The 16,457-nt window shown below is 59.0% G+C and carries 20 protein-coding genes; 13 read left to right on the forward strand and 7 right to left on the reverse strand.

The window, feature by feature from the left end; translation table 11 throughout:
• Window positions 1–24 precede the first annotated feature (24 nt).
• From rpsF to JQ631_RS12440, 6 genes are all read left to right on the forward strand, one after another.
• Window positions 25–528, forward strand: coding sequence for a 30S ribosomal protein S6 (gene rpsF, locus JQ631_RS12415; protein WP_128917556.1), 504 nt, complete (start codon window positions 25–27; stop codon window positions 526–528).
• Between the two features lie 5 nt (window positions 529–533).
• Window positions 534–773 carry a 30S ribosomal protein S18 gene (gene rpsR, locus JQ631_RS12420; protein WP_007592020.1) on the forward strand — a complete coding sequence of 80 codons (240 nt, stop codon included), beginning with the start codon at window positions 534–536 and terminating at the stop codon, window positions 771–773.
• 881 nt (window positions 774–1,654) lie between these two features.
• Window positions 1,655–4,690: a type I restriction endonuclease subunit R gene (locus JQ631_RS12425; protein WP_249160269.1), complete on the forward strand. Its 3,036-nt coding sequence runs from the start codon at window positions 1,655–1,657 to the stop codon at window positions 4,688–4,690.
• On the forward strand, window positions 4,687–5,961 hold the full coding sequence (locus JQ631_RS12430; protein WP_212326532.1) for a restriction endonuclease subunit S: 1,275 nt from the start codon (window positions 4,687–4,689) through the stop codon (window positions 5,959–5,961). Before JQ631_RS12425 ends, JQ631_RS12430 begins: the two co-directional genes overlap by 4 nt.
• Window positions 5,958–7,163: an AAA family ATPase gene (locus JQ631_RS12435; protein WP_212326533.1), complete on the forward strand. Its 1,206-nt coding sequence runs from the start codon at window positions 5,958–5,960 to the stop codon at window positions 7,161–7,163. Before JQ631_RS12430 ends, JQ631_RS12435 begins: the two co-directional genes overlap by 4 nt.
• Complete coding sequence (locus JQ631_RS12440; protein WP_212326534.1) at window positions 7,160–8,788, forward strand: type I restriction-modification system subunit M; 1,629 nt, start codon at window positions 7,160–7,162, stop codon at window positions 8,786–8,788. Before JQ631_RS12435 ends, JQ631_RS12440 begins: the two co-directional genes overlap by 4 nt.
• 105 nt (window positions 8,789–8,893) lie before the next feature.
• Here JQ631_RS12440 and JQ631_RS12445 read toward each other — a convergent pair whose 3' ends face one another.
• The 3 genes from JQ631_RS12445 to JQ631_RS32490 form a co-directional block, all read right to left on the reverse strand.
• Window positions 8,894–9,415 (reverse strand): hypothetical protein, encoded by a 522-nt coding sequence (locus tag JQ631_RS12445; RefSeq protein ID WP_212326535.1) that lies wholly within the window; start codon window positions 9,413–9,415, stop codon window positions 8,894–8,896.
• A gap of 12 nt (window positions 9,416–9,427) precedes the next feature.
• On the reverse strand, window positions 9,428–9,670 hold the full coding sequence (locus JQ631_RS12450) for a hypothetical protein (RefSeq protein ID WP_212326536.1): 243 nt from the start codon (window positions 9,668–9,670) through the stop codon (window positions 9,428–9,430).
• Window positions 9,671–10,472: 802 nt separating this feature from the next.
• A complete protein-coding gene (locus JQ631_RS32490) occupies window positions 10,473–10,598 on the reverse strand; it encodes a hypothetical protein (protein ID WP_283841763.1) in 126 nt (41 codons plus the stop codon).
• A 102-nt stretch (window positions 10,599–10,700) separates the two neighbouring features.
• On the opposite strand from JQ631_RS32490, the gene JQ631_RS12455 reads away from it, so the two are divergent.
• Window positions 10,701–11,015, forward strand: coding sequence for a hypothetical protein (locus JQ631_RS12455; RefSeq protein ID WP_212326537.1), 315 nt, complete (start codon window positions 10,701–10,703; stop codon window positions 11,013–11,015).
• Window positions 11,016–11,036: 21 nt separating this feature from the next.
• Here JQ631_RS12455 and JQ631_RS12460 read toward each other — a convergent pair whose 3' ends face one another.
• Window positions 11,037–11,258: a hypothetical protein gene (locus tag JQ631_RS12460; protein WP_212326538.1), complete on the reverse strand. Its 222-nt coding sequence runs from the start codon at window positions 11,256–11,258 to the stop codon at window positions 11,037–11,039.
• A gap of 40 nt (window positions 11,259–11,298) precedes the next feature.
• Window positions 11,299–11,667, reverse strand: coding sequence for a hypothetical protein (locus JQ631_RS12465; RefSeq protein ID WP_212326539.1), 369 nt, complete (start codon window positions 11,665–11,667; stop codon window positions 11,299–11,301).
• A gap of 239 nt (window positions 11,668–11,906) precedes the next feature.
• On the opposite strand from JQ631_RS12465, the gene JQ631_RS12470 reads away from it, so the two are divergent.
• From JQ631_RS12470 to JQ631_RS12495, 6 genes are all read left to right on the forward strand, one after another.
• A complete protein-coding gene (locus JQ631_RS12470; RefSeq protein WP_212326540.1) occupies window positions 11,907–12,086 on the forward strand; it encodes a ribbon-helix-helix protein, CopG family in 180 nt (59 codons plus the stop codon).
• A 72-nt stretch (window positions 12,087–12,158) separates the two neighbouring features.
• Complete coding sequence (locus tag JQ631_RS12475) at window positions 12,159–13,187, forward strand: helix-turn-helix domain-containing protein (RefSeq protein WP_212326542.1); 1,029 nt, start codon at window positions 12,159–12,161, stop codon at window positions 13,185–13,187.
• Between the two features lie 116 nt (window positions 13,188–13,303).
• A complete protein-coding gene (locus tag JQ631_RS12480) occupies window positions 13,304–13,648 on the forward strand; it encodes a hypothetical protein (protein WP_212326543.1) in 345 nt (114 codons plus the stop codon).
• Between the two features lie 365 nt (window positions 13,649–14,013).
• A complete protein-coding gene (locus JQ631_RS12485) occupies window positions 14,014–14,211 on the forward strand; it encodes a hypothetical protein (RefSeq protein ID WP_095426830.1) in 198 nt (65 codons plus the stop codon).
• A 1-nt stretch (window position 14,212) separates the two neighbouring features.
• The gene (locus tag JQ631_RS12490; RefSeq protein WP_212326544.1) at window positions 14,213–14,587 is read left to right on the forward strand and encodes a hypothetical protein; all 375 of its coding nucleotides are present in this window, start codon (window positions 14,213–14,215) and stop codon (window positions 14,585–14,587) included.
• A gap of 1 nt (window position 14,588) precedes the next feature.
• Window positions 14,589–14,855 carry a hypothetical protein gene (locus tag JQ631_RS12495; protein WP_212326545.1) on the forward strand — a complete coding sequence of 89 codons (267 nt, stop codon included), beginning with the start codon at window positions 14,589–14,591 and terminating at the stop codon, window positions 14,853–14,855.
• Between the two features lie 363 nt (window positions 14,856–15,218).
• On the opposite strand, the gene JQ631_RS12500 is transcribed toward JQ631_RS12495, so the two are convergent.
• Together JQ631_RS12500 and JQ631_RS12505 are read right to left on the reverse strand one after the other, a co-directional pair.
• Window positions 15,219–15,845, reverse strand: coding sequence for a recombinase family protein (locus JQ631_RS12500; RefSeq protein WP_212326546.1), 627 nt, complete (start codon window positions 15,843–15,845; stop codon window positions 15,219–15,221).
• A gap of 259 nt (window positions 15,846–16,104) precedes the next feature.
• Window positions 16,105–16,302, reverse strand: coding sequence for a hypothetical protein (locus JQ631_RS12505; protein WP_212326547.1), 198 nt, complete (start codon window positions 16,300–16,302; stop codon window positions 16,105–16,107).
• Between the last annotated feature and the right edge of the window lie 155 nt (window positions 16,303–16,457).

The following is a 16,457-nucleotide window of genomic DNA, read 5'->3' on the forward strand; positions in this document are numbered from 1 at the left end:
CGCCAACACGAGGAAAGGACGACTATGGCTCTCTATGAGCATGTTTTTCTCGCGCGCCAAGACGCGAGCACGCAGCAGGTCGAAGAGCTGACTGCGCAGATGACCGGCATCGTCGAAGGTCTCGGCGGCAAGGTCACCAAGACCGAGAATTGGGGCGTTCGCTCCCTCACCTACCGCATGAACAAGAACCGCAAGGCGCACTTCGTGCTCCTCAACATCGACGCGCCCTCCGCGGCGATCGCCGAGATCGAGCGCCAGGAGCGCATCAGCGAAGACGTGATCCGCTATCTCAGCGTCCGCGTCGAAGAGCTCGAGGAAGGCCCGTCCGCGATGATGCGCAAGGCCGACCGCGATCGCGAGCGTGACGACCGTGGCGGTGGATTCCGCGACCGTGAAGGCGGCGGCTTCCGTGGCGACCGCGAAGGCGGTTTCCGTGGTGGTGATCGTGACGGCGGTGGCTTCCGCGGCGATCGCGGCCCGCGTCGTCCGCGCGACGAAGCTGAAACCACCACGACGGATGGGGAGTAAGACCAATGGCTGAAGCTGGTGCACGCCGCCCGTTTTTCCGTCGTCGCAAGAGCTGCCCGTTCACGGGAGCCAATGCGCCGAAGATCGACTACAAGGACAGCAAGCTGCTGATGCGTTACGTCTCCGAGCGCGGCAAGATCGTGCCGAGCCGCATCACCGCGGTATCCGCGAAGAAGCAGCGTGAGCTCGCCCGCGCCATCAAGCGCGCGCGGTTCCTGGGCCTGCTGCCCTACGTCATTCGCTAAGACGAATTCGACCGGCGGCCACGTCGCCGCCGGTCGTGACTTCTGAACTCATAAGGCTTCCGGGTCGTCCGGTCGCCGATGGTTGGGGCAAGACGCCTCTAACCGCTCGTTTGAGCAACATCAATTTTCTTCAATAATATCAACGGATCTGTTGTCGCAGATTCACGTTACGTACCGGGCGTTTCGCTCCATTTCTGCTACGAAACTGCTACGGGCCGAGGAGGCTTCGTTCCTCCACGCCGCGCTGCCACCCCTACCCGCCTTTCCGCACGCGCCTCCCGTGAGAGGCACGATCGCGAGATCAAATCTTCAGGGTTGCCAGACCTGCCCCGCGCAATTGCCGCGAGCGATTGTGCTGTTACAGTGGGCCTTTGCCCATGGAGAGGGACAAACATGCAGGACCCGTCGATCGATGAAGTATGCCGCCTGCTCTTACGGAGGGCGGAATGATTCGGCTGCCGAAGGGGTCGTGATCGTCCTCGCAGCATCGTTGATTGGCTGAAGTGGCGACGGTAAGCGATGTCCGCAGTTGCACGAAGGACGATCGCGACTGTTGACGTCGCCGGACGGCTCATGATCTGGGCGTCCGTGCAGACGCATTCTTAGTCATATTGTTAGACCTGCTCCGCAGGTTTCCGTGCGGTGCTCTATGGGAATCAACGGGTGGTCGCAGTACTGATTGCTGTGGATGGCGTGATCCATCATTCTGCCTTTCCGATCGTGCTTGGGCGGCCATCGAGCGTGGACCATCTCAAAACCTTCAACTGCTCCACCTTCACCGCGACAACCACTACAACCGACCGTCCATGCTCTCGCGCTCACGTTCCACTCCGGGCAATCGGATGCCTTCAAGCAGATCCAAGACAGAGTGAGTTGCCGCGATGGCGATGATCGCACCTGAACGCCAACTAGAAGAGTCGCTTGTCACGAAGCTGCGGGATCTCAAATATGAGTATCGCCCCGATATCCGCGATCGAACCACGCTTGAGGCAAACTTCAGGACGAAGTTCGAAGCCTTGAATCGTGTCACGCTTACCGACGGCGAGTTCCAGCGTCTCCTGGACGAGATCGTCACACCGGATGTATTCGGAGCCGCCCGAACCCTCCGGAACCGGGAAGCGTTCACGCGCGACGACGGCACGCCGCTCAACTACACCCTCGTCAACATCAAGGACTGGTGCAAGAACGCCTTTGAGGTCGTCAACCAACTCCGCATCAATACCGACAACAGTCATCACCGCTACGACGTCATACTCCTCATCAACGGAGTCCCCGTCGTTCAGATCGAGCTAAAGACGCTCGGGATCAGCCCTCGGCGGGCGATGGAGCAGATCGTCGACTACAAGAACGACCCCGGCAACGGATACACGAAGACGCTTCTCTGCTTCGTGCAACTCTTCATCGTTAGCAACCGCACGGAGACGTGGTACTTCGCTAATAACAACGCACGACACTTCGCCTTCGAGGCGGACGAGCGATTCCTGCCGATCTACCAGTTCGCGGCCGAGGACAACACGAAGATTGCTCACCTTGACGACTTTGCCGATCGGTTCCTCGCCAAGTGCACACTTGGCCAGATGATCAGCAAGTACATGGTCCTCATCGCGAGCGAACAGAAGCTCCTAATGATGCGCGCGTACCAGATCTACGCCGTCAAGGCCATCGTCGACTGCATAGATCAGAACTGCGGCAACGGATATATCTGGCACACTACCGGCTCGGGCAAGACGCTCACCTCCTTCAAGGCCTCGACGCTCCTCAAGACCAACGAGAGCATCCACAAGTGCCTCTTCGTCGTTGACCGCAAGGATCTCGACCGCCAAACCCGTGAGGAGTTCAACCGTTTCCAAGAGAACTGCGTCGAGGAAAATACTAACACCGCGGCGCTCGTCCGACGCCTAGAGTCCGACGACTATGCGGACAAGGTCATCGTCACGACCATCCAGAAGCTCGGGCTCGCTCTGGACGAGAACAGTAAGCACAACAAGCAGAACATCGCTCAGGGGCGTTCAACGTTCAAGCAGCGACTCGAGCAGATCCGAGATAAGCGGATGGTTTTCATCTTTGACGAATGCCATCGATCGCAGTTCGGCGAGAACCACAAAGCCATTAAGGAGTTCTTCCCGAACTCCCAGCTCTTCGGCTTCACTGGCACCCCGATCTTCGAGGACAACGCCACCATTAAGCAGATCGAGGGAGACGTCGCTACCCTTCGAACCACCAAAGACCTATTCCAGAAAGAACTCCACGCCTACACAATCACTCACGCGATCGAGGATCGGAACGTCCTCCGCTTCCACGTCGACTACTACAAGCCCAAGGATGAACCCGGCCTCAAGCCCGGTCAGACGCTCACCAAGCAGGCGGTCGTCCAGGCCATCCTCGACAAACACGACGCCGCGACCGGAGGTCGGCGCTTCAACGCACTGCTGGCTACCGCCTCGATCAACGACGCCATCGAGTACTACGAAGTCTTCAAGAAGCTCCAGGCCGAGCGTCAAGCCGCCGACGCAGAGCGTGTCCCTCTAAAGATCGCCGCCGTCTTCTCCCCGCCTGCGGAGGGCAACAAGGACGTTCAGCAGATCCAAGAGGACCTCCCTCAAGAGAGGGAGGACAATCGGCACGACCCCGAGGGTAAGAAGACCGCGCTCAAGGCCATCATCGCCGACTACAACCGGCGGTATGGCACGAACCACGACATCTACAACTTCGACCTCTACTACCAAGACATCCAGCAGCGCATCAAGGATCAGCAGTTCCCCAACCGCGACTTGACCCGCAAGGGCCAGGAAAAGATCGACATAACCATCGTCGTCGACATGCTCCTCACCGGCTTCGACGCCAAGTTCCTAAACACGCTCTACGTTGACAAGAACCTCAAGCACCACGGCCTGATCCAGGCCTTCTCCCGCACCAATCGCGTTCTCAATGCGACCAAGCCGTACGGCCACATCCTCGACTTCCGCAACCAGCAGGACAGCGTCGATTCGGCCATCGCTCTCTTCTCCGGTGCGCACGCTGACCGGGCTCGCGAGATCTGGCTAGTCGACAAGGCTCCCGTAGTCATCGGAAATTTCAAACAGGCCGTCGCCGACCTCGGCAAGTTCATGCAGTCGCAGGGCCTCGAAGCCACGCCCGATCAGGTGACCAACCTCATGGGCGACGACGCCCGTGTCCAGTTCATCAAGCGCTTCAAGGAAGTCCAGCGCCTCCAGACCCAGCTTGATCAGTACACCGACCTGACCGACGACCAGCGGGAACAGATCGAGCAAGCGCTCCCCACTGACGACCTACGCGCTTTCCGCGGCGTCTATCTCGAAACCGCTCAGCGTCTTAAGGAACAGCAGCGCACCCCCGCTCAGGATGGCGAGTCCGATCGTCCCGAGGTCGACCAGCTCGACTTCGAGTTCGTCCTCTTCGCCTCCGCCGTCATTGACTACGACTACATCATGAAGCTGATCGCCAAGTACTCGGGTCAGGACCCGAAAAAGCTCACGATCAGCCGTGATCAGCTCATCGGCCTGATCCAGTCCGACGCCAAGTTCCTCGACGAACGGCAGGAGATCACCGAGTACGTACGCTCACTCAAGGAAGGCGAAGGCCTCGACGAGGCCGCCATCCGTGCCGGCTACGAGCAGTTCAAGGCGGAGAAGCAGGCCACGGAGATCAAGCGCCTCGCGCACGCGCACGGTCTAACGACCGAGTCCCTCACGGCCTTCGTAGACACGATCCTCCAGCGCATGATCTTCGACGGAGAGCAGCTCACTGACCTGATGGAGCCGCTCGACCTCGGCTGGCGTGAACGCCGCGAGCGCGAACTCGCCCTAATGGTCAATCTCGTTCCGCTCCTGAACAAGCGGGCCCACGGCCGTGAAATCTCAGGTCTTAATGCCTACGAGCACGGAGGGACGCGATGACCGCCGACGAGCCATCGCAGCTCGTGCCGAAGCTGCGGTTTCCGAACTTCCGCGATGAGCCGCAATGGGAAGTCGCAGCTTTGGGGGACTTTGCAACGTTCACCTCAGGAGGCACGCCTTCGATAGATATTCCCGAGTACTGGAACGGGCACATTCCTTGGATAAGTGCCGCGTCAATGTATGACATGAACATCTATGACTCTGATCGCAAGGTGACCACGTTAGCTATCGGAAACGGCACGCGGATAGCGAAGGCTGGATCGCTCTTGATCCTTACCCGAGGAAGCATGCTCTACAATCGGGTACCGATCGGCATTGCGTCCATTGACGTGGCGTTCAACCAAGATGTGCGCGCCCTCACGATTGACCCAACGGTCGATACTTCATTCCTGATGAGGCAATTGACCTCACAAGAATCCCGCATCCCGATTAATGACACGGGTATCGGCGCAGGAAAGATCGATACTGACGATCTGCGTCGATTGCCGATAGCCTTTCCGTCCTTAGCCGAGCAGCAGAAGATCGCCGACTGCCTCAGTTCACTCGACGACATGATAGCGGCGGAGGTTCGGAAGCTCAAAGCCCTGCGGCAGCACAAGCAAGGGCTGATGCAGCAGCTCTTCCCTCTCCCCGGCGAGACCGTGCCACGTCTCCGATTCCCCGAATTCCGCAACGTGGGGGAGTGGAAAGAAGAGAAACTCGATAATCTAGCAAGGCGAGGTACTGGCCACACGCCGAACAAAGCAAAAGCGGAGTACTACAACGGCGGCATTAAGTGGGTGTCACTCGCCGATTCAAAGCGACTAGATGGTGGTCTGATCTCTGAAACCGCGATCGAAATCTCCGAAACAGGGATCAAAAACTCATCTGCGGTACTTCATCCAGCCGGTTCGGTCGTTCTAAGTCGGGATGCAGGCGTCGGGAAGAGCGCCGTTATTAGTTGCGACATGGCGGTAAGCCAGCACTTTATTGTTTGGACTTGCGACCCAGTCATGCTGTCGAATTGGTTCTTGTATTACCAATTGCAACTTCTGAAGCCGCTCTTTGAACAAGTTGCAACCGGTAGCACGATCAAGACTATTGGCCTTCCGTTCTTCGACGCCATGCAAATTACTATCCCCCGGCTCTCGGAGCAGAAGAAGATCGCAGCATGTCTTTCTTCGCTGGACGAAATGCTGGCCGCGCAGTCTCAGAAAGTGAAGGGTTTGACGACACACAAGCACGGCCTGCTGCAACAGCTCTTTCCGCCGCTGGAGGCCAGTGAGTCATGAGCGACGCAACGGCGTTCGCGAATCTAAACGTCCTTGCCGATTACCTGCGGCACGAGCTGGAGAACAAGAAGTTCGTCCTGCTCTACGCCTACAATGGTACGGGCAAGACACGGTTGTCTACCGCGTTCAAGGATCTGGGCAAGTCGATAAACGCTGACGGCGAAACGATCTCTCGCGACACGCTTTACTTCAATGCCTTCACTGAAGACTTATTCTCGTGGGATAACGATCTGGCGAATGACAGCGAGCGGAAGCTGAAACTCAATACAGATTCGAGCTTCTTTGCGGGCCTCGAATCGCTGGAAATGGACAATCGAATCCGCACCCTTCTCAGCCGTTATGCCGACTTCGAGTTCCGGATCGACACCACCAGGTGGGAAGTGGTCTTCGAGCGAGAGTTCCGGACGAAAAAGGCCAGCGGCGCCGGCGTCGGGAGCGACAATACAGGCGTGGGACAAAGTGAGGGTGAAGACGAGTACGAAACACGTCGCGAGGAGGCCATCAAGGTCTCCCGTGGCGAAGAGAACATCTTCATCTGGTGCTTTTTCCTCGCCATCGTCGAGCTTGCGCTCGATGACGATGGGACCGGTCCCTACAACTGGGTTAAGCACCTCTACATCGATGACCCAATCTCGTCACTCGATGAGCACAACGCCATTGCAGTGGCAAATCATCTTGCAAAGCTGCTCAAGAGGCCGGAGAACCGCCTGAAGACGGTCATCTCGACGCATCACACGCTCTTCTTCAACGTGCTCTGCAATGAGCTGAATAATGCCAACAAATATTTTCTCAGTCGCGACGAGGCGGCAGAAGGGCTTCTTCTACGCAAGACCGGGGATACGCCATTTTTCCACCATGTAGCCACGCTCGCTGAACTCTATAAGGCGGATCGTGATGGGAAGCTGTGCACTCATCACTTCAACATGCTCCGCGCAATCCTGGAGAAGACCGCAAGTTTTCATGGCTATCCAAACTTCTCGGCATGTATCAAACGAGATGCTGACGATGAAGATGGCATACTTCACACACGGTTGATCAATATCCTTAGCCACGGGAATTACTCATTGTACGAGCCGCAAGAGATGCTGGAAGAGAACAAACGATACTTCCGGAAGATCCTCCACGAGTTTGTCCACCGTTACCCCTTCAATCCCGCCTTGTTTCCGAGTGTGTCGGCGACTGCAATGAATGATGCGACATGACTGAGAACGATCAGAGGCAGCTCGGCAAAACGCTCTGGGCCATCGCCGACCAGCTGCGCGGGGCGATGAACGCGGACGACTTCCGGGACTACATGCTTGCGTTTCTCTTTCTTCGCTACCTCTCAGACAACTACCAGCAGGCCGCGAAGAAGGAACTCGGGCGAGACTATCCTGACCCTAACGCCGTCGGCAACGGCGGACGATCCTCACTGTCGGTATGGTACGAGCAGAACCCCACCGATGTGACAGCCTTCGAGAAGCAGATGCGGCTCAAGGCGCACTACGTCATCCGCCCCGAGCACCTCTGGGCCAGCATCGCCCACATGGCTCGCACCCAAGACAGCGAGCTGCTCAATACGCTCCAGGCCGGGTTCAAGTACATCGAGAATGAGTCCTTCCAGAGCACGTTCTCCGGCCTTTTTTCGGAAATTAACCTCGGCTCCGAAAAGCTCGGCAAGACCTACGCAGATCGGAACGCGAAGCTCTGCACGATCATAACTAAGATCGCCGAAGGCCTCGCGGAGTTCACCACGGACAGCGACACACTAGGCGACGCCTACGAGTATCTGATCGGGCAGTTCGCCGCAGGCTCGGGCAAGAAGGCCGGCGAGTTCTACACGCCACAGCGGATCTCGGACATCCTCTCCGCAATCGTTACGCTCGACAGCCAGGAGCCGAAGACCGGCAAGCGGAAGCACCTCGCCAGCGTGATGGACTTCGCTTGCGGCTCGGGCTCACTGCTGCTCAATGTGCGCAAGCGTATGGGGGCGCGCGGCATCGGGAAAATCTACGGGCAGGAAAAAAACATCACCACCTACAACCTCGCGCGGATGAATATGCTGCTGCACGGGGTAAAGGACTCTGAGTTCGAGATCTACCACGGCGACACGCTCACCAACGACTGGGACATGCTTCGGGAGACGAACCCGGCGAAGAAACCCTACTTCGACGCCGTGGTCGCTAACCCGCCATTCAGCTACCGCTGGGCCCCGAACGAGACGTTGGAGGAGGACGTACGCTTCAAGAACTACGGACTGGCTCCGAAGTCGGCGGCCGACTTCGCATTCCTGCTGCACGGGTTTCACTACCTAAAGGATGACGGCGTGATGGCAATCATCTTGCCCCACGGCGTGCTATTCCGCGGCGGCGCGGAGGCGAAGATCCGCCGCAAACTCCTGGAAGACGGGCACATCGACACCATCATCGGCCTGCCGGCGAACCTCTTCTACTCGACCGGCATCCCGGTCTGCATCCTCGTCTTGAAGAAGTGCAAAAAGCCCGATGATGTCCTGTTCATCAACGCATCGGAGCATTTCGAAAAGGGCAAGCGACAGAACTACCTATCGGACGGCCATATCGGGAAGATCGTCGACACCTACCAACAGCGTCCGGCGAGCATCGAGCGGTACGCCAGACGTGTAGGCATGGACGAGATTGAGGCCAACGACTTCAGCCTGAACATCTCGCGCTATGTCAGCACAGCCGAGCAGGAGGTCGCGATCGATCTGTCGGCTACGCATAGGGAGTTGGTCGAGATCGAAAAGCAGATTCGGGAGTCAACGGCGAAGCACAACATCTTTCTGAAGGAACTTGGACTATCCCAATTGCCGACATCTGACGAGTAATTGAAAAGACGAGCGCCATCTTCTTTTCGCTCTGCTGCCAGCCCTCTTGGTGGGAGTTTTTCGGAGGGCCGGCGGGTGAGCCGGTGCATCAACAACGGCGTGCAGTTAGACCTTTCCTGCCGCTGCCGCATCGACGAGCTTCTTCACCCTGCCGACCGTGGTCCGCACTTTCACGTAGCGTTTTGTGAACCACGGAGTCCGCGTATTCTCCCATCGGCAGCGTATGACGAGCTTTTCGTCATCTTTCGCGTGTTCGAACGAGGCGAAGCGATGAAGAGAAAATCTTCTCTCTTCGTCTGGTTTAAGGATCACGAACTCGCCCAAGAATCTTGCATCATCTTTCCCAGCGGTAGTCGGATAAAATGCTTTCTGCCGCTCCTCATTCTTTGTGATCAGGTCGTTGGCGCGAGCAGCGCGCAAAAAATCCTTAGGAGTGATGCTTATCTCATCAATGATGACCGTCTCTTTTGTGACGTTCCTCAACCGCAGATCTGCCTTGTAGTCAGACACCCCTAAATACGTGATCGGCCTTGAACGGACCAAGCGGTCGTAAATCAGAAAGCCCGCAGTGCATAAGCCGGCAACGCCGCCGACAAACTTGATGATCTCTACGACATCCAGGGTCATGCTTAGTAATAGTCACTTCCGACCTAGCGCTTGCTTCACCTTCGCAACTGCTTCGGCGTTGTGATTGCCCTTCAGATATTCATCGACCGGTATCTTCTTTTTACCGGCATTGCCGCCCTTCCCGAAGGCGTTCTCGTGTGACCATTCGTGTTCGATGTAGCTCTCGCCGCTATCCTCGATCACGAGAACGTACCAATCCTCCTTCTCTCCTAGAGGACCTTTCTTGGCCTCTGTAAGCGGTATGCGCTTCGGCATAGTCAATCCTCCAGGTTGAACTGGTAACCACATACACCGATTGATTGGACGTTGTCCAAGAATTGTGCGAGCTGTCTCGCCACGAGCCGGAGAGCACCGTCAGCCATCGTCGGCTGGATGCCTCGGCGGCCAGAAGCCAGCCAGACCCAGCACAGTGCCATCCCGGGGAGCAGGACCGCTAAGGGCGGCACCGTCACAAGTGGCGACGGTAGTCTGCTGGCGCGCCGCGACGCTCACACTGCCCTTCCTCTGCCCCTCCTCGCAGCCGGCGACACGATTGGGCTCGATGTCCTGGCACGGCTCCGGCGGGAACGGCATGGGATGATCCCTCCAGTCCGCGACGGCGAAGTCGCCAGCCACGATCAGCCAGGGCACCCTCACTGGTCGGCCGCCCGGCGTCCCGCATGACCTTGAAGCCCGCGCGCGGAGCACGCCCGGCATAGGCCCGGGCATCCGTACGAATTTTCTGGCGCCTTGCCGCCGGCCGGTGAAAATCGAGCGTGCCCGGCAAAGTCGGGTCCGTCGCCCGACGTCTTCGGCGCACACAGGAGCCAGCACCATGGTGCGAGTTTCCCTTCGTCCCTACCCGTCTATCGAGTTCGAGGGCCTGTTCGGCTACGTGGCCTTCTCGTTGGTCGCGTTCATGGTCCTCATGTACGCGGTCCTGTCGCGGTAGGATCAGCCAGGAACCGAGACCCTCGCCGCCACGGCGGCGGGGTGACTGGCTGATCGGCCCACGGCGCTCGCTACACTCGGGGAGAACGAGGCTAACGGCCGCGCCACGGCTTGTCGATCCAGGTGATCAGCGCCACTTCAAAGCCGGATGCCGCTCCAGCCAACGTACGACGAACAGCTGCCGGACGTCGTGATAGGTTTGTGCTTTGTCCTCGTCGATCAGTGTCGCGAACGTGGTGCGCTTCCTTTTCATGCCTACTTCCAGCCAGCAGGATCGTAGCGGCATCGGTGCCCGTAGACTAGCGTGAAGCGCTCGCTACACTCAGGCTGTGTGCGCGGGCTTCGGGGGGATCAGATGAAGCGTGCCTTGTTCGTCCTCACGATCTTGCTGTGTGGCTCACAGGGACGAGCCGACCCGCTTACGACCCCTGATGGGACGGATGCGTTCTTTGGCTTGGGGTGGGCCGCAGCAGCGGACAAGATCTGCACCCTGAAGACTTACCGGATCGTCCTCGTTGCATCCAAGGCGGCAGGGCTCACCGATCAGGAGATCGCCGACAATGCTTGGAAAATTGCTGAGACCGCGGTCCAGGCCGCTCAGGAGGTTCAGCGCACCGGCCGGGACAAATGGTGTGCCAACTACCGGCGCGGCTTCCTGACTGGCAGGTGAAGGGCTTACGTGTTCCAGGCGCTATGATCGCCGCTCCGTCACTGTGTAGCCGCGCTCTTCAAGGCAGCGGCTCACCGGGGCGCCGAGCTGAACCCAGCCGCCGTTGCGAGCGCGCTCCTGACACGCGGCCAGATCGTCCGCGTATTTTGTGCCGTCCACGCCGCGCATGTCCACGCCCGGCGCAGTATTGACGGTGTTTACGGCGCAGCCACCGACGATGAGCGCCATCGTGAAGATGAACAAACGTAGTCGCATTAATGCGGGTTCCAATCAGGGCGTGTGGCTACCGAACGGTGACGTAGACGCCGCCCTTGTCGAGCTTCTCGACTGTGTAGTTGATCGGCTGCGCCAGCTTGTTGGCCCAGTCCAGTGCATCCTTGTCGTAGGTCGCGCCAGGCTTCGGCACCATCGTCGTGTAGTAGGTCGCCGCGCAGACCAGCTGATGGTCGTTGGCGCCCTGCTGCCGGATGTCTTCAAAGCGATGGACGGTCTTCGTTGCATCAAATCCGTCTGGCACGCCGACCGGCGCGGTAGCCTCGCGGTAGAACGCTGTTAGCTTCTCGACTACGGGGCCCGACGAGCAAGTAAAGTCGCCAGAACCGCAGCCGGCAAGCAGCAGCGACATCGCCATCGGAATACACTTTCTGATCATGAATCGTCCCCAGCATACAACTGCTCCTGACTGCCAACCCGCCCGTGAGTCTTCAAGGGCTCAGATCGCGGGGGCAGTGATCTGGAGCCGGATCTTATTCTCGGCGTCGATCCACTTCAGTGTGAAACGCATGTCTGTGCGGCGCCTCTGTGGACTCTGAAAATCCACCACCCCCATAATGAGGCGTCGCAGGGCCGTCTTTCGATAGTCCCTGTCAAACATCAACCACAGAGAACTTGATGCCCTACTTCTACGACGCTGACAACGCGCGGCCGGTTCTGGCCGTCCGCCTCGCCGCCCACCAGATGGCTCGCATCGATGAAGCCCGCCATCGCCTGAAGATCTCGCGAAGCGACTTGGCGAGACGCGCATTGAATGACCTGCTCGACCGAATGCAGGTTGAAGACGCCCCGAAGTAACTCCCATCAAACGAAAGCCCCAGCGCTGGAACGCCGGGGCTGAGATCAACTCAAATTCGAAGCAACCAGAATATGAAACAATCCGCGAAAAAAATCAACTCCGACGCGCCCATCCTCAGGTCACCGGGTGGCGTGAAATTCCGTGTCACCGCTGGCAGCAAGTGGAAGTTCACTCGCGCCGTTCAGCGCGACCCGCGATATTCCAAGCTTCAAAAGCAGCTCCTGACTGTCTTGATCGATATGACCAACGAAGGCCGCAACGATGACGAGTCGAGGTGGGGGTACGCCTATCCCGGGTACGATAAGCTGGCGACTGAATGTGGCTGCACGCGCCGTGCTGTCATCGAGAACATCACCAAGCTGGAAGAGAAGGCAGCCCTGAAGGTGCACCGGTCAGCCGGGCAGCGAGCGTCCGGAAGGAAGGGCCACGGTGGAGGTGGAGGACGCGACAATGCCAACCTGTATTTCCTCTGCGACTGGACCGAGTTCGGCGACACGGAAAACGGTGAACGCGAAACGGTGCACGCGATGCACTGTTTCGAGGAAACGGTGAACGGCAAGCGAGAAACAGTGAACGGGAAACGCGAAACGGTGAACGGCGCGCATGGAAACGGTGAACCCGCTTCACCCGACTCTTCTCTGTACCCTTCTGAGAAACCCGTCTCAAAGAACACACAAGAGCACGACCCCGCTCACGCGGATCGTTGGGCTGGCCGCTTCGATCAGGTTCCGATGGAAACCCCCATCCCGGCAGATCCCCATGGCATGTCCCAACGCGAGCGCTTCGAGTTCCTGAAGCGGGTTTGGGAATCGAGCGGACGGCGGGAGTCTGGCGAAGCGCCAGCGTGGGAGAGCTTCCGCCGACTTGAAGCATCGCGCAGTTCCTGCACCGACTTCGTCGGAATCTTGCAGAGCATCGATGAATGCCGCGGCGTTCACTGCCGCCCACCGGTCGATTTGACGGGCGGCATGTCCTTCGCGGAGTTTCTGAACGATTGGCTGGCTGCAATCGCGGAGAGCGACAGATTTGAAGCGCTCCGCCAGCGCACGAAGGATGCCGATCTGTCGCCGCAGGCCTGCGACATGGATGAACCCTTCTGATCGAAGTTGACCGGCCCTGCCAGCGCGGCGGCTGGTCACCTTTCCACCAGCCACCACCATCATCACCATGTCGGTGTGACGCCGTCTGCGGCGGCACCGGCCGAAGGTACTGTTACATGTCGACCACGACCATCAAACGACCAACCGGCAACGCTACCAACGCGGGCCGCCACCGCATCACCGTCCGCGAAGCTGATGGCCGACATGGTCGGTTCGAAATCCTGCTTCCGGATGGGTTGACCCTGCCGGCTTCCCGCACGCCGCTGCTCACGGCAGCTCGCTACCTGCTCAGTGAAGGTGTGAACCCTTCTGCCGTTATCGAGATGCGTCACGCCAGCCGGCCTGATACCGTGGCCGCGTACGGCAGGGTGGGCGCACTCGCAAAGCTCGACGTTCGGGAGGATCAAACGAGCGGACCACGCTTCTGCAAGTGGCGACCACCACCACAAGACCGGGGCTAGACGCTGCGGGTATCGATCGTGGGTGCGTTATTTTGCGGCGGGGCTACCAGCGTAGCCTTCGACGTCAAGCGCGCTCCACGGGTCTGCTGTACGACATTCAGCGCGATCAGCAGCAGACCTGTGAAACGGTCTGTCGAGTCGCCGGCTTACCCGCCTTAAAAAGCAACGCGCATTCTGGATGCGATTCGCATCCCGAAGCCCCGCGAGCCTTGACTTTTTTCCTATATGTGATACGAAATTCTCTATATTGGCACCAGATTGAACGATGGGTCCCCGCGTGGGGCCTTTTTCATTTCTGCACCCTGACACAACGCAGCCCGCTCGGCATTCTGCCCGGCGGGTTTTTTGCGTTTGGAGAACCCGACATGAAGAAAACCGACCCCTTCGCCCCGGATGAGCTTGTCTGCTCACCGATGGTACACGTAGCGCTGAAGCTGCCCAAAATCCTGCTCGACAGGATCGACGCTGCCGCCGCTCAAGATGATCCGTCATGCGCGAACCGTAGCTCGAAGATGCGCCGATACCTGATCGCCGGCCTTCGCCGCGAACATGAGGCTGCCTGAGATGACCACGGATGAGATTGAGGACGCCGTCGTCTCTGCCGCGCGCGCCAGAGGCTATGCGCTCAACTCCGCGACCATGGCGACGGTCGCAATCGATCTGGCTGGAAGCTCGCTGTCCGGCGACCAGATCACCGTTCCCGGTAAGGGCTCGCTGTCCGTCCAGGACTATCTTCGTGACCTGCATGACCGGGCACCGAGCGGCTTCAGCCGGCTGCAACAGCCAGACAAGCCCGACTCAGAGAGGACCATCACCGAGATGCGTCGAAAACGACCGCTCGATTCTGCATGGCATGCACGCCATGCGAAGGCTACCGGCATCACGAAGTCCATGATGAGCGAGATCGCTGCAAGTCGCGGCGAAGAGAAGGGGAACTGACATGACACGACGACTGCGTAGCGCAATCTCAACCCGGGTTGCCATCGAGGCAATTCCCCCCGATGCCCGCGAGCAACGCGCCAGACACCTTGTCGCCCGCGAGCGAGCACAGCGCTTGGCTACTGCTCAAGTGGAGCTGGCCATGGCTGAGCGGATGCATGCGGACGCCCTTGCGCTTGTGCCAGAAGCAGAAGCCGCCGTAGCAGCAGCCAAGACACGCCTCGCGGAGATCGAAGCGGAGATGAGCAAAGCAGCACTGGCCGCCTGACAGGCAGCCCATTAGATTGGACCGCGGTTTCAGCTTCTCCAGAGCCGCCGCGGTCCATCGGAGGCGCAGCAGATGATACTGAGACGACTCGCAGGACTGCACGCACTCGCGTTGGCTCTCACTGTTGCGCCTCCCGTCATGCTTCCAACACCGGCTGCCGCTGAGAGCCCGTATGCAACACCGACCCCTGATGGTCGTGAGCGTATCCCTCGCACTGGCGCTTGCCCTACGGGCTTCGTTGGCAAGGGCAATTTCTGTGAGGCGCTGCACCAGGACACGCCCCACGCCTTCCCGGTCATCCGAGGCAAGCCCTGCCCGTCCGGGACGTTCAGGAGCGGCGATGCCTGTGTCAGCCTTAGATGATTAGGCGGCCTTCTGATCCTTCATCCGCTTGACGATCTTCGCGATTGTCGCCCGACCACACCCCGTCGCCTTCTGAATGTCGTTCCACGACATCCCGGAGGTCAGCATGCCTTCGATACCGGCATTCCGATCCACGTTTTCCGGACGGCCTTGAAACTTCCCTTCCACCCGCGCCTTGGCGACCCCTTGCGCCTGACGGCGGCGGCGGTCCTCGTAATCCTTCCGTGCCGTCGCGGCCAACAGGTCCAGCAATAGGCCATTCACAGCCTCCAAAACGCGGCCAGTGAAGCCATCCGCGTTAGACCCCAGGAGTTGGTGTGACGTTGGCAAATCAAGAGCAACAATGCGGACGCCCTTGGCATCAATCGCCGCCCGGAGTTTCTTCCAGTCCGCGTCGTTGAGACGGCTCAGCCGGTCCACTTGCTCAATCAAGAGAACGTCACCCTCTTGAGCGTCGGACAGCAGCTTGAATAATTCCGGTCGATCCAACTTCGCACCGGACTCGTTCTCACGGTACCAGGACGCGATCTTAAGCCCTCGCTCAGTGGCAAAGGTTTTCAACTGGCCCTCCGCACGGCTCGCGTCCTGATCCCGCGTACTGGCCCGCAAATATGCACGTACGAACATTGGAAAAACCCTTTAAAGTTCCGTTTGACTAGTTCTCTTATATTGGTCTCGTTTGACTAGTTCAAGAACTATTTTACGGAACTGCTGGGTCGGTGCCGGTGGGGTATACTCAAAGTGAACTAGATTTTGGGCTCGGTTGTCGGCGCGATGCGGTGACCCTACCCGGCCTCTTTGGCCACGCCATGCCGTCAGTGCGCCGAAATGCTTGGCCACGGTGCTGCTGGTCACTCGACCACTAGCGCCGCAGCACGATCACTCATCACTGCCGCAGGGCATTGGTCATCATGTTCCTGAGGGCCTTAGCCGCGTCCACCAAATATATCAATGGAACAGCAAGCGGGCCGAGCGTTAGAGCCGCCATCCCCCATCGGTCCCGGCTCCAACCGCGTCTGCGCGCAAGGTAATCGACGATCAACACCGACGCGAAGATCGTCACGCCATACAGAAGATACCCCATCGCAGCCTCCTGCTTCGTCGTATTCCGAATAGGCTAGTTCTTAGCGACACGCTTCACAAGGGAGCGGCGCGTGCCGCCGTTCGGCAGGCAACGCTTGATCGTCCTAGTCCCAGCTCAGGCCAGTCACCTTTCCCAAATCCGCGAGCACGGGAGGG

The organism is Bradyrhizobium manausense (genome assembly GCF_018131105.1).
Taxonomy (GTDB): domain Bacteria; phylum Pseudomonadota; class Alphaproteobacteria; order Rhizobiales; family Xanthobacteraceae; genus Bradyrhizobium; species Bradyrhizobium manausense_B.